This is a genomic window from Sphingopyxis italica, from assembly GCF_011926545.1.
Taxonomy (GTDB): Bacteria; Pseudomonadota; Alphaproteobacteria; order Sphingomonadales; family Sphingomonadaceae; genus Sphingopyxis; species Sphingopyxis italica.
This window is the reverse complement of record NZ_JAATIT010000006.1, coordinates 91,899-104,812: the sequence shown is the minus strand read 5'-3', so window position 1 is coordinate 104,812 and position 12,914 is coordinate 91,899. Positions and strand designations below refer to the sequence as shown.

Below are 12,914 nucleotides of genomic sequence, written 5' to 3'. Positions count from 1 at the left end.
CCAGTGGAACGAAGCCCCAAAGCTCTTTGCATTGCATTTCCCATCAGAATTTCACCGTCGCGCCGATATAGAAGCGGCGGCCGGCAATATCATAGACGCCGTTCTGATTGGTCAAGCGCCCGCTTTCGGTCCCGCTCGGCAGGAAGGGGCTGACCGAATTGAACAGATTGTTCACCCCGCCATAGAGACGGAATTCCTTGCCGCCGCGGTCGACGTCGAACGACAGGAACAGGTCGTGCTCCCACACATCGCCGATATTGAGGAAGATCGGCACCTCGGCATTCGGGTTGGTTTCCAGCAGCGCGGCATATTGGTCGGCGAGCGAATTGCTGTCGTTGATCTTGCCATAATAGGTGGTCGTCCAGCGGATGCGGAAATTGTCGAGCTTCCAGCTCAAGGACCCGCGCGCGCGATATTTGAAGCTGCCTTCGGCAAGATCGCCGGCGAGGTCGTTGGTCACCGTCCCTTCGACGCCCTGGAACCGCACCTTCTGTTTCAGCACATGCGTGCCGTCATAGCGCAGGTCGAAGCGGCCGGGGATGCCGAGCGCGTCGTCGAGGCGGAAACGATAGTTGAAGGCGACATCGATCCCCTGCGTATCGAAGCGCGCGAGATTGACCTGCCGCTGGACCAGTTCGACGATCTGGCCGTTGTTCGCGTTGCGCGTGATGTCGGCGCAGAAGGGGTTGTCCGCCTGCGGCACGTCGGTGTCATAGCATTGCAGCTGGATGTCGCGGTTCGAATAGGCGTCGATCGCGTCCTTGATGCGGATGTCGTAATAATCGACCGCGATCGTCAGCCCCGGCGCGAAGCGCGGCGCGAGCACCGCGCCGAGCGTCAGCGTGTCGGCGGTCTCTTCCTTTAGGTCGAGATTGCCGCCATTGGGGCTGTAGAGATTGTTGCCCGCCTGCGTATATTCCAGCGTCGCGCCGTCGGTCGCCTGCTGCGCGAACAGCGCCTGGATGCCGGGGTCGAGCCGGCAGCTGGCGGCTATCCGCCCCGCCGTGGTCGGGGTCACGCCGTCGCACAGATCGTTGGCGGACTCGAAATTGCCGCGCGGCGGCGAGTAGAGCTCGGCGATGTCGGGCGCGCGCTGGGCGCGGGCGAATTGGGCGCGGAAACGGATGTCGGGGATCGGCGCATATTGGACGCCGCCGCGCCAGCTGAACACGGTGCCGACCCGGTCGATATTATAATCGGCGACGCGCGCCGACGCATCGACGCTGAGCAGATAGGCGCCGGGCGCGTCGCGGAGCAAAGGCACGCTGACTTCGCCATAGCCTTCGAGCGCGCGGATCGAGCCGCCGAAATTGGGCACCGCATTGCCCGTCGTGCCGCCCGTCTGCGACAAAATGTCCCCGGTGAGTTCCTGGCTGTCCTTGCGGTAATCGACGCCAAAGGCGGCGCCGACCGGGCCGGCGGGGAGCTGGAACAATTCGCCGGTGACGAAGGCCTGCCCGGTATATTGGCGGATCGTCAGTTCCTGATGCAGGTCGGCGCGGATCCAGGCGGCCATGTCGGGGGTGATCGAACCCTCGCCGAACAGGTCGATCGCGACGCAGCCCGCGGCGCGCGCGTCGGCGTCGGCACATTGCGGTCCGTTCGGACCCATTTCGGCGTTGAGCGCCTGCGTCAGGTTCATGCCGTTGATCTCGTTCCGGCGCCACTGATCCTGCTTATACTGGCCGTAACCGAAGCTTGCTTCCCAGTTCCAGCTGTCCGAAATCTTGCCGCGCAGGCCGGCCCAGCTGCGGATCGTCTCGCGCTTGTTCTCGGTGATCTGGCCGCCGACTTCGTCGAAACGGCGTCCCCAGGCGATGCCGGCGCCGCTCGTCGGCGCGTCGGCCCGGATTTCCGCGGGAACGAAGGGGTTGCATGGGCCCGCCCCCCGGCCGCTGACCGGGCGGCACGGCATCTTGCCATATTCGATCTCAGTGGTGACGCCGGTGACCGGATCGGTCAGCGGATAGGTCGAATTCCAGTCGATGCCGACCGATTCGCGCGCTTCGCCCGAGGTGATCCGCGAATATTGCAGCTGCGCGAACCCTTCGAGCGCGTCCGAAAATTCATATTCGACCTTGGCTGCGCCGAGATAGCGTTTGCGCGCGAGAATCAGCGAACGGCCGGTGCGCTGATTGTAACCGTCGCGATTGGGGAGGAAATAGCCGGTGTTGCCGTCGTCGGTGTCCCCGACCTCGATCGGCTCGCCCGTCTGGACATCGGGGCCGAGCGGCACGAGCACGCCATTGCGGTAATAGCGGTCGCGGCGCGAATTGGCGCCCGAGAATACGCCGCCCGGAATGAAGCTGCTGAGATCGCTCATCACCAGCGGCGGGAATTCGGACGCGGGGCGCGATCCGCTCGAAGGCTCGCCGTCGGCGTTGATATAGACGCCCTCGAACTCGTTGATGCCGTTTTCGAAATCATAGCCATAGGAGACCGGCCGCACCGCCCATTCGCGGTCGACCGCGCGGATACCCCAGTCGCGGTCATAGGTGCCGCTGGCGAGGAAATAGCCGCGGCCGTCGGCGAAGCGCGTGCCATAGGTCGCGCCGAGCGTGAGTTCCTGCCCGTCGCCTTCGGAAGTGAGGCCGGCGCGTGCGCGCAGCGTCAGGCCGCGCTCATTCTTCTTGGTGATGATGTTGACGACGCCCGCGACCGCGTCGGAGCCATAGACCGACGAGGTGCCGCCGGTGATGATTTCGACCCGGTCGATGAAATCGCTGGGGATCGTCGACAGGCTGACGAGGTTGCTGATCCCCGAGTTCGACACGGTGCGGCGGCCATCGACCAGGACGAGCGTGCGGTTCGAGCCGAGGTTCCGCATTTCGATCGAGCTGAGGCCCGAATTCTGCGTGTTGCCGGTGACCGTCGAATCGTTGGTTGAAGACGATAATTGCGGCAGGTCGGCCAGCGTCTCGCTGAGTTCGCTGTCGCCCGATTCGAGCAGGTCCTCGCTCGAAACCCCGATCACGGGCGCCGGCGTATCATAGGTTTCGCGCGCGATGCGACTGCCGGTGACGACGATCGCCTCTCCATCCGGTGCCGCGGCGGCGGTTTCGGCGGGCGCTTCCTGCGCGGCGAGCGGCGCGGCGAAGGCGCCGAGGCCGGCGAGCATCATCGCGGTGCGGCTGCTGTGGCGGGCCCAGCGGGCTTTGGTCGAAATCATTCTATCACTCCCCATTATCGTGTCGTTGTCCGGTCAATCGGCGTCTGTCTCGATCGGCTGCGCGGCGAGCGGCGCGGGCTCTCCGCGAAGCGCGCGATGGAGCGCGTCGCGGTCCAGCGCCTTTTCCCATCCCGCGACGACGATCGCCGCGAGCGCGTTGCCGATGAAATTGGTGAGCGCGCGGCACTCGCTCATAAAGCGGTCGATGCCGAGGATCAGCGCGAGCCCCGCGACGGGGACCGACGGCACGATCGACAGCGTCGCTGCGAGCGTGATGAACCCCGCGCCGGTGACCCCGGCCGCACCCTTCGAGCTGACCATCGCGACGAGCAGCAGTGCGAGCTGGTCGCCGAGGCTGAGATCGACGCCGACCGCCTGCGCGATGAACAGCGCCGCGAGCGTCATATAGATGTTGGTGCCGTCGAGGTTGAAGCTGTAACCGGTCGGCACGACGAGGCCGACGATGGGCTTGGCGCAGCCGGCCTGTTCGAGCTTCTGCATCAGGCTGGGCAAGGCGGCTTCCGACGACGAAGTGCCGAGCACGAGCAGCAGTTCGGCCTTGAGATAGGCGATCAGGCTGAAGATCGAGAAGCCGGACAGCCGCGCGACCGCGCCCAGGACGACGATCACGAAGAAAAGCGAGGTCAGATAGAAGGTCGCGATCAGCAGGCCGAGATTGGCGAGCGATTCGACGCCATATCGGCCGATCGTGAAGGCCATCGCGCCGAACGCGCCGATCGGCGCGAACTTCATCAGCATGCCGACGAGCCCGAAGAAGACGACCGAGACTTTTTCGAGCAGGCCGAGCACCTGCCGCCCCGGTTCGCCCGCGTGCGACAGCGCGAGGCCGAAAAGGATCGCGGCGAACAGCGCCTGGAGGATCGACCCTTCGGTCAGCGCCGAGGCGAAAGTGGTCGGAATGATTTCGAGCAGGAAGGCGGTGAGCGATGCTTCGTGCGCCTTCGCCTCATATTGCGCTATCGCCCCGGCATCGAGCGTCGCGGGGTCGATATTCATCCCCGCGCCCGGCTGAATCACATTGGCGACCACCAGCCCGACGATCAGCGCGAGCGTCGAAAAGAAGAGGAAATAGGCGAAGGTCTTGCCGACGACGCGGCCGAGCGTCTTGGTCTCGCCGATCGAGGCGATGCCCGTCGCGACGGTCAGGAAGATGACCGGCGCGATGATCATCTTGACCAGCTTGATGAAGCCGTCGCCGAGCGGCTTGAACTCGGTCGCGACCGACGGCCAATAATGGCCGAGCAGCACGCCGGCGAGGATCGCGCCGAGCACCTGGACATAGAGGTGCATCCACCACGGCCGCGCCTGCGGCGTCTGTATCGCTTTCGAATCGATCGTGGCTGCCACCAGCCTCTCCCCATTTTCGCACCCAAGAGCGCAGCTTGCGGCCGTCGGGCGGCCTTTCCAGCAATTTAGGAGCGAGGCGGAGCGGGGGTCAAATGGGACGCCGTTACGATATAATAGATTGTAATCTATCGGTTTTATTGACGGCGACATTCGCGGAACGGTCAAATTTGTGCGATTTTCCGCATACGTAGGAAAAGATTTGTGCAATAATCCGCACATGTCCGGTTCAACCGATTCTCCGCGAACTGCCTCGCAAGCGGGCCGCCGGCGCCTGATCGTCGCGATCGCCGCGGGGCTCGCGACCCTTGTCGTCGCCGGCTTCGCGCTCGCCGGCTGGTCGACCGATCGCGCGAGCGCGCAGGCCGATCTGGAAGCGCGCCAGAATGCCGGCGCCCACGCGAGCCTGCTCGAAAGCGAATTGCAGAAATTCCGCCTGCTGCCGCGCGTGCTCACCGAATTTCCCGACGTGCGCGCGGCACTCGCCGACAAGAGCGACGCGGCCTCGCGCCGCCTCGACCGCGAACTCGAACAGCTCGCGGCGCGCACCGACGCCGCGGTGATCTATGTCCTCGATGCCGGCGGCACGACGATCGCGGCGAGCAACTGGCGCGCGCCGACGAGCTTCGTCGGCGAGAATTACCGCTTCCGCCCCTATTTCCAGGGCGCGATGCGACGCGGCGAGGCCGAACTGTTCGCGCTTGGCACGGTGAGCGGGCGTCCCGGCTTCTATCTCGCGCGGCGCGTCACCGTGGACGGACGCCGGCTCGGCGTGATCGTGCTCAAGGTCGAATTCGACAAGCTCGAGGCGCGCTGGGCCGATTCCGCCGCGACGACGCTGGTGACCGACGCGGCGGGGATCGTCGTGATGAGCAGCGATCCGCGCTGGCGCTTTCGCTCGTTCGGACCGATTGCGGCCGAAACGCAGCGACGGCTTCGCGCGACGCGCAGCTATGGCGCGGCTCGGCTGGAGTCCTTGCCGGTTGATCGCAGCGGCGGCGACCTTCGCATCGGCGACGATATATTCCGTCAGGCGGACGAGCGCGTGTCGCTCCCCGGCAGCACGCTCCGCCTGCTCCAGCCCGCCGGGCCCGCGCGCGCCAGCGCCGGCGCGACCGCCCGCGTCGTCTTCCTGATCCTGCTGATCCTCGTCGGCGCGGCGATCGTCACGCTGCTCCGCCTCGTCGAGCGGCAGACGATGCGGCAGGCGGCGCACGAGGCGCTCGAACGCGAGGTCGCCGCGCGCACGCGCGACCTCAGCACCGCCAATGACGAATTGCGGCACGCGTCGGAGCGGCAAGCCGAAACCGACCGTCGTTACCGCGCCGCGCGCGAGGAACTGGCGCAGGCGAGCCGGCTCGGTTCGATCGGACAGATCACCGCGGGCGTCGCGCACGAGATCAATCAGCCGGTCGCCGCGATCCGCACCTTTGCCGAAAACGCGCGCGCCTATCTCGACCGCGAGCAAGCGGGCAAGGCGCGCGGCAATCTGGACCATATCGTCGAGCTGACCGCGCGCGTCGGCGCGATCACGGGCGAGCTTCGCAATTTCGCGCGCCGCGCGCCCGCGCCGCTTGGCCCCGTGCCGCTGCAATCGGCGATCGACGGGGCCTTGCTGCTGATCGGCGACCGGCTGCGCGCGCAGGGCATCGCGCTCGACGTGGGCATAGAGGAGCCGGCCGTTGCGGTCCACGCCGACCGCGTGCGGCTGGAGCAGGTGCTGATCAACCTGCTGCAAAATGCCGCCGAGGCGGTGCGCGACACCGAATGCGCGCGGGTGACGCTCGTCGCGCATGGCGACGGGCCGGTGCTTATCGACATTTGCGACAATGGTCCCGGCATCCCGGCCGACATATTACCGCAGCTGTTCACTCCCTTCGTCACCGGACGCCCCGACGGACTGGGGCTCGGGCTGGCGATCGCCAGCGACATCATGCGCGGCTTCGGCGGCACGCTGACGCTTGTCCCCTCGCCGCTCGGCGGCGCCGGCTTTCGCCTGACGCTGAGGCGCGCATGAGCTTCTTCACCGCCGAGCAGGTGATATTTTTCGTCGATGACGATGCGGCGCTGCGCGAGGCCAATGTCCAGACGCTCGACCTCGCCGGGCTGACGGCGGAAGCGTTTCCCGATGCGCATAGCGTGCTGCCGCGGATCGCCCCCGATTTTCCGGGCGTCGTCGTCACCGACATCCGCATGCCGGGAATGGACGGGCTCGAACTACGCGCCGCGATTCACGCGATCGATCCCGAGATTCCGGTCGTCCTGATCACAGGCCATGCCGACGTCGCGACGGCGGTGCGCGCGCTGCACGACGGCGCCTTCGACTTCCTCGCCAAGCCCTTTGCCGCCGATCATCTGGTTGGCGTCGTCCGCCGCGCGCTCGCGCACCGCGCGCTGATCCTCGACAACCGCCGGCTGACCGCGGCGGCGGCGGCGATCGACAGTCCTCTCATTGGCGAGAGCCCCGCGATGGTCCGGCTGCGCGAGACGATCGCGCAGCTCGCGCAGGCCGACATCGACGTGCTGATCGAAGGCGAGACGGGGACCGGCAAGGAGCTGGTCGCGCATATGCTCCACCGCCAGAGCCGGCGGAGCGCCGCATCATTGGTCGCGGTGAACTGTGCCGCGCTGCCGCAGGAACTGGCGGAGGCCGAACTGTTCGGCAGCGACCTGATCGACCGGAGTAGCGGCAAGCTGGGCCAGGCGGGGCGTATCCGCAGCGCGCATCGCGGGACGTTGTTCCTCGACGAGATCGACACGATGCACGGCGCGGTGCAGGCGAAATTGCTGCGCGTGATCGAGGAGCGCGAGGTGCAGCCGCTCGGCGCCAGCGCGCCCGAGCCCGTCGACCTGCGCGTCGTCGCGGCGACCAAGACCGACCTGATGGATGCGGTGCGCGGCGGCGCGTTTCGCGAGGATCTTTATTACCGGCTGCACGTCGTGAAGCTGCGCATCCCGCCCTTGCGCGAGCGGCGGTCGGACATTCCGCAGACCTTCGCCTTCTTTCTCGACGAAGCCGCGGCGAAGATGGGGCTGGCGGGGTTTCAAATCGATGACGCGGTGCGCCGCCATCTGGTCGAGCATGACTGGCCCGGCAACGTCCGCGAGCTCAAGAATTTCGCCTATAGCGTCGTGCTCGACCTGCCGTCCGACCCCGGCCGCGCGGCGATGCCCACCGATGCGCCGCTGGCCGAGCGCGTGCGCCGGTTCGAGGCGACGATCATCCACGACACGCTGGCGCAGACGCGCGGCCATATCGCCGAAACGATGGCGCGGCTGCGGGTGCCGCGGAAGACGCTCTACGACAAGATGGCGAAGCTCGGGATCGATCCCAAGCGGTTCCGGGGTTAGCAGGTGATCGCGTCGGCCGGAAACACCGCTTTTCCATTCTGTCATCCCGGCGAAGGCCGGGATGACGAGGAAAAGGTCTAACTCGCCGTCTACTTCCCCTGCGCCGCCAGCACGCGGAGGATGTTGCCGCTCCACATTTTTTCGATGTCGGCGTCCGAATAGCCCGCGTCCTTCAGCCGCTCGGTGACCTTGGGCAGCGCCGAAATATCCTCGATGCCCGGCAGGCCGCCGCCGCCGTCCCAGTCGGCGCCGAAGCAGATGTGGTCGACGCCGCCGACCTCGATCGCGCGCAGCACCATCGTCATATAATCCTCGAAGTCAGCCGCCCACAGTGCTTCGGTCTTGTCGAGGTCGCGCCACTGGCGGTTGAGGTCGGCCTGCTCCGCGGGCGACAGCGACCCGATCCGTTCATATTTGCCGAACAGCTCGCCGCGCGCGGGTGACATGTTCATCGGCGACATGAAGATCGTCGAAATGCACATCGCGCCGCCCTTCGCCGCGAGCGCCTTCAACCGTCCTTCGTCGAGGTTGCGCGGATGGTCGAATGCCGAGCGCAGGCTCGAATGCGAAAGCAGGATCGGATATTTGGAGAGCGCGAGAATCTGGTCGAACGCCGCGTCGGACGAATGGCTCGCGTCGATCACGATGCCGAGGCGGTTCATCTCCGCCACCCATTGCTTGCCGAGCGGGCTCAAGCCCTTCCAGCGTCCCTCGCCCGTCGCGCTGTCGGCGAATTGATTGTCCTTCGAATGCACCGGTCCAGCGAGGCGCAGGCCCTTGTCGTAAAACTCCTGGAGCAGCGACAGGTCTTCGCCGAGCGGATAGCTGTTCTCCATCGACTTGAAGGCGATGAGCTTGCCTTCCTTGTTCAGGCGCAGCGCGTCGGCGGCAATGAGCGCGGGCGCGATCGCGTCCGAATTGGCGGCGATGGTCCTGTCGATCAGGTCCGAGCGATCGCGCGCGAAGGCGAGCGCGTCGGCATAGCCCTTCGCGGTCAATGGTCCCTGCTCGGTATAGATGGCGAAGAAACCGCCATCGAGATTGCCGTCCTTCATCCGCGGAATGTCGAGCTGCGCCATGTCGTCGGCGAGGCTATGGCGGTCGGCGAAGTTCCAGCCCGCGCGCTCGAAATGGAGCGGGGTGTCGAGATGGGTGTCGAGCACGAGCATCCGGCTGTGGAGCGGCGCCTGCGCTTCTTTCGGCTGATCGCCGCCCGTCGAGCAGGCGGATAACGCGGTGGCCGTCAGCAGGATCGCGATAGGCTTCACTTCTTGTCCTCCACGGGCTTCAGGTCGAGATCGTGATAGTCCCAGCTGAAGTCGGCGATCTGACTCACCGCCTTCATCGTCACGCCCGTCACCTTGCCGTCGGCGTCGAGCGCGAAGGTAACATAGGCGGGTTCGATCGCCGGATCGTCGAACTTGGTGACGAAGCTGTCATATTGCCAATGTTCGAGCCGCCCCGCCATCCGCGGCGTCGAGGTGAAGTCGATCGTCAGCCCGTTCGCCCCCGACCCCACCACGACGTCGCCATACCAGGGATCACGGTAGCGCCCCGCATAGCCCGCCAGCGCGAGCGAGGGACCGCTCTGCGCCGGCGATGCCTTCGACTGTTTCAGAAACTCGACCCCGCCCGCGAGCCGCGCCTGATACCAATCCTCCCACTTCTGAATCCAGCCATAGTCGGGCTGGTCCAGATAATGGTCGAGCAGGTCATAGGTGAGGCCGAGGAGCATGCCGCTGTCCTCGCTGTTCAGCATGATCGCGAAGCCGACATTCTTGTCGGGGATCATCACGACGCGCGTGATCGACCCGAAGACCCCGCCGCCGTGCTGAATGATGCGGTGACCGCGATAATCCTGCACGTTCCAGCCGAGCGCATAGGCTTGCTGCGTCGGCTGCGCGGGTTTGAGCTCGGCGGGCAGCGGGGTGATCGGCACCGGCGTCACCGGGGTCCACATTTCGGCGGCCTGTTCCTCGCTGAACAGGCGCTTGCCGTCGGGAAGCGCGCCGTGCGCGAGCTGGATCTTGAGCCAGGCTGCCATGTCATTGGCACTCAATGCGAGCCCGCCCGCAGGCGCTCCGTTGCGCCCGAGTTCGTCGCGTTCGTTCAGCGCCTGTTGCGGGCCGAGGCCGCGCAAGGGGCCCGACAGTCGCGCGTGCGGCCATGACCGGTTGGGGATGCGGAAACGGTCTTCGCTGTCGCTCGTCGCATTCTTCATGCCGCCCGCGCGCAGCACGCGCGCGCGGATGAAATCCTCCCACGTCTGGCCGGTGACTTCCTCGATCAACTGGCCGGCGACCGCATAGAGGATATTGTCATAGGCGTAAGCCGAGCGGAAACTCGTCTTCGGCTTGAGGTAAGCGACGCGCTCGACCGTCTGTTTGCGCGTGAGGTGCGTGCGCGGCACGAACATCAGGTCGCCCTGCCCCAGCCCGAGCCCGCTGCGGTGGACGAGCAGGTCGCGGATCGTGATTTCGCGCGTGACCCACGGGTCGTACATGCGGAACCATGGCATATGCTGGATGACCGGATCGTCCCAGCCGATCTTGCCCTCGTCGACCAGCACCGCGAGCGCGGCGGCGGTCATCGCCTTGCCGGTCGATCCGGTCTGAAAGATCGTCTGCGCATCGACGGGCGCACGCTCGCCGAGCTTGCGCACGCCCCAGCCGCGCGACAGCGTCGTCTTGCCATCCTCGACGATTGCGATCGACACGCCGGGCGCGCCGATCTTGGTGCGCAGGGCCTCGACGCTTTCGCCGATGTCGGCGGGCGGCTCCGCCCACACCGGTACGGCGACCGACAGCATCAGCGACAGGGCAAGCAGGCGTTTCATGGCAGGGCCTCCATATGGGGAGCAGTGGCGGGGCGCAGCAGGCGCCAGGTGCCGAGGGTGAGCAAAGGCAGAACGAAAACGGCGAGGAACAGCCACGCGAGGAAGCGGTATCCGCTCGCGATCAGGTCGACGAGGCCGATGCGCCCCGCGACGAACATGCAGCCGGTGAGGATCACCGCGCCGATGATCGCGCGCGCGGCCGCCGAGAGCGGCGGGCGTCCGCGGCTTTCGACCGCGCCCGAGATGCGCTCGTTGACCGCATGGACCGCGCCGGCGCCGCTTTCGAGCAGCGCGGCGAAGATCATCACCTGAAACAGGATATGGAAGCCCGGCACATTCATCTGACGGAGCAGGAAATCGGAGGGCAGCGTCTCGTCGCCGATCGCGGGGTAAAAGGCCATCATCGCGACGAAGAAGAGGATCGCGGGGAGCATCGACAGCGGCCCCGCGATCAGCCCCGCGACGACCGCGTCGCGCTGGCTAGTCAGATGCCGCAGCACCGGGAGGATCACCACCGCGCCGACGATATTATAGCTCGCATAGGTGAGCCCGCCCGCCATCCAGTTCCCCGACGGCGGCGGCGCATTCGCGAAGCCCTGCCCGATCAGTCCGCCGAAGCTCGCGAGCGCAAGGATCAGGAACAGGCCGTAGACCGCGTAGAGCAGGATCGAGACATATTTGAACATCTGCTCGACGGCGCTGGTACCCCATGCGGTGACCGCGACGATCGAGACGGCGAGCAGCACGACGCCGGCGAGCTCGGGCCAGCCGAAGGTGGCGGCGCCGATCGCGCCCGCCGCCGCGCCGAACACCGCGAGGATCAGGACGACGAAGATCAGGTAGGCGGCTTCGAACGCGACCCAGGCGGGGCCGAGAAGTCCCTTGAAAAAGGCGCGATAATCATAGGCGTCGAGCTTGCGCGCGAGCGCGAAGGTCAGCGCGGCGACGATGCTCCAGATGCACGTCGCGAGCAGCATCGCGGAAAGCCCGCCCCATGGGCCCGACGGCACGAAATATTCGGCCAGCTCGCGCCCCGTCGCATAGCCGCCGCCGATGATGACGGCCTTCAGCGCAAAACCGGGCAGCAGGAAACGCTGGAACCAAGTGGAGTCCTGCGCCCTGCCGCCCGTCTCGCCCACACTCATGCGAGACAGTTTTCGACGAGCGCGTCGAAGGACGCACCGCCGCGGATCGGATCGGTGACCGGCAGGCCCAGCCGCCGGCGTTCGGCCGCCATCAGCGCCTCAGCCGCGTCGGCGTCGTAAGCCGAGGTGTTGAGGCTCACCCCGCCGCAGCGGATCGCGGGGTTGGTGCGGCTGCCGAGGCGGATCGTCAGGTCGATCACCTCCTCGATGCTGGGCAGCGTAAAGCTCTCCATGCCGAGGATCACCTTACGCGCCGGGTCGTGGCAGACGACGAACACATCGGGCTGGCTGCCGTGGAGCAGGCCGAGCGACACCGCGGCATAGGCGGGGTTGAAGATCGACCCCTGCCCCTCGACGAGATCCCAATGGTTTTCCGGCGCATCGGGGCTCAATATCTCGGCCGCCCCGGCTTCGAAATCCGACACCACCGCGTCCATCGGCATACCGCCGCCGGCGATCATGATTCCCGTCTGGCCGGTCGCGCGAAAATCGGCGTCGATCCCGCGCGCCACGAAAGCGCGATGGAGCGCGAGCGCGGTATATTTCTTGCCGAGCGCGCAATCGGTGCCGACGGTCAGCAATCTTTTGCCGCTCCGCTTGCGCCCGGTGGCGATCGGAATCGAGGGCGGCGGGGTGCGGACGTCGATCAGCCGCTGGCCGGTGCGCCGCGCCGCCTCGACGAGCGCGGGGATGCTCGTCAATCGCGTGTGAAGCCCGCTGACGATGTCGAGCCCCGCCTCCATCGCCTCGACGAGCACCGCGACCCAGGCGTCGCCGATGACGCCGCCCTGGTTCGCGACGCCGATCACCAGCGACTGCGCGCCCGCGGCGCGCGCCTCGGCGGGCGACAGCCGCGGCAGGCCGGCGCTGACCGAGCAGGCGCCGATGCCATATTCGCCGACGCAGCGGTCGGCCGCCCAGTCGGCGAGGCCGAAGGCGGTCTTGGCATAGCCCGCCTCGGTCGTGTCGCCGAGGAACAGCAGATAGGGTTGCGGCAGGGTCAGGCTTTCGGCCAGTCTGCCGGTGGGCGCGTTCATCTTGTCCAACT

At 66.6% G+C, this 12,914-nt stretch carries 8 protein-coding genes; 2 read left to right on the top strand and 6 right to left on the bottom strand.

Translation table 11 applies throughout. The features are described 5' to 3' along the window. Positions 1–43: 43 nt before the first annotated feature. Both GGR90_RS18160 and GGR90_RS18155 read right to left on the bottom strand, forming a co-directional pair. Positions 44–3,169 (bottom strand): TonB-dependent receptor plug domain-containing protein, encoded by a 3,126-nt coding sequence (locus tag GGR90_RS18160; RefSeq protein ID WP_167922821.1) that lies wholly within the window; start codon positions 3,167–3,169, stop codon positions 44–46. A 33-nt stretch (positions 3,170–3,202) separates the two neighbouring features. Continuing rightward, positions 3,203–4,480: a dicarboxylate/amino acid:cation symporter gene (locus tag GGR90_RS18155; protein WP_209023878.1), complete on the bottom strand. Its 1,278-nt coding sequence runs from the start codon at positions 4,478–4,480 to the stop codon at positions 3,203–3,205. Positions 4,481–4,754: 274 nt separating this feature from the next. Between GGR90_RS18155 and GGR90_RS18150 the strand changes: the two genes are divergently transcribed. Next, positions 4,755–6,551, top strand: a complete 1,797-nt coding sequence (locus GGR90_RS18150) for a sensor histidine kinase (RefSeq protein ID WP_167922820.1) — start codon at positions 4,755–4,757, stop codon at positions 6,549–6,551. After that, complete coding sequence (locus tag GGR90_RS18145; RefSeq protein WP_167922819.1) at positions 6,548–7,885, top strand: sigma-54-dependent transcriptional regulator; 1,338 nt, start codon at positions 6,548–6,550, stop codon at positions 7,883–7,885. Before GGR90_RS18150 ends, GGR90_RS18145 begins: the two co-directional genes overlap by 4 nt. A gap of 89 nt (positions 7,886–7,974) precedes the next feature. On the opposite strand, the gene GGR90_RS18140 is transcribed toward GGR90_RS18145, so the two are convergent. Genes GGR90_RS18140 through GGR90_RS18125 form a run of 4 tightly spaced genes read right to left on the bottom strand, consistent with a single transcriptional unit; the run spans position 7,975 to position 12,903 of the window. Beyond that, positions 7,975–9,153, bottom strand: a complete 1,179-nt coding sequence (locus GGR90_RS18140; protein WP_167922818.1) for a membrane dipeptidase — start codon at positions 9,151–9,153, stop codon at positions 7,975–7,977. Then, a complete protein-coding gene (locus tag GGR90_RS18135; RefSeq protein ID WP_167922817.1) occupies positions 9,150–10,721 on the bottom strand; it encodes a serine hydrolase in 1,572 nt (523 codons plus the stop codon). Before GGR90_RS18135 ends, GGR90_RS18140 begins: the two co-directional genes overlap by 4 nt. Continuing rightward, the gene (locus tag GGR90_RS18130) at positions 10,718–11,866 is read right to left on the bottom strand and encodes a YkvI family membrane protein (protein ID WP_167922816.1); all 1,149 of its coding nucleotides are present in this window, start codon (positions 11,864–11,866) and stop codon (positions 10,718–10,720) included. The genes GGR90_RS18135 and GGR90_RS18130 overlap by 4 nt, the downstream gene beginning before the upstream one ends. Continuing rightward, positions 11,863–12,903 carry an N-acetyltransferase DgcN family protein gene (locus GGR90_RS18125; RefSeq protein ID WP_167922815.1) on the bottom strand — a complete coding sequence of 347 codons (1,041 nt, stop codon included), beginning with the start codon at positions 12,901–12,903 and terminating at the stop codon, positions 11,863–11,865. Before GGR90_RS18125 ends, GGR90_RS18130 begins: the two co-directional genes overlap by 4 nt. Positions 12,904–12,914 lie beyond the last annotated feature (11 nt).

Excerpts from the sequence above, each read along its gene's own strand:
- GGR90_RS18125 (WP_167922815.1), bottom strand. The coding sequence starts at position 12,903 with ATGAACGCGCCCACCGGCAGACTGGCCGAAAGCCTGACCCTGCCGCAA.
- GGR90_RS18160 (WP_167922821.1), bottom strand. The coding sequence starts at position 3,169 with ATGATTTCGACCAAAGCCCGCTGGGCCCGCCACAGCAGCCGCACCGCG.
- GGR90_RS18155 (WP_209023878.1), bottom strand. The coding sequence starts at position 4,480 with ATGCACCTCTATGTCCAGGTGCTCGGCGCGATCCTCGCCGGCGTGCTG.
- GGR90_RS18135 (WP_167922817.1), bottom strand. The coding sequence starts at position 10,721 with ATGAAACGCCTGCTTGCCCTGTCGCTGATGCTGTCGGTCGCCGTACCG.
- GGR90_RS18150 (WP_167922820.1), top strand. The coding sequence starts at position 4,755 with ATGTCCGGTTCAACCGATTCTCCGCGAACTGCCTCGCAAGCGGGCCGC.
- GGR90_RS18145 (WP_167922819.1), top strand. The coding sequence starts at position 6,548 with ATGAGCTTCTTCACCGCCGAGCAGGTGATATTTTTCGTCGATGACGAT.
- GGR90_RS18130 (WP_167922816.1), bottom strand. The coding sequence starts at position 11,866 with ATGAGTGTGGGCGAGACGGGCGGCAGGGCGCAGGACTCCACTTGGTTC.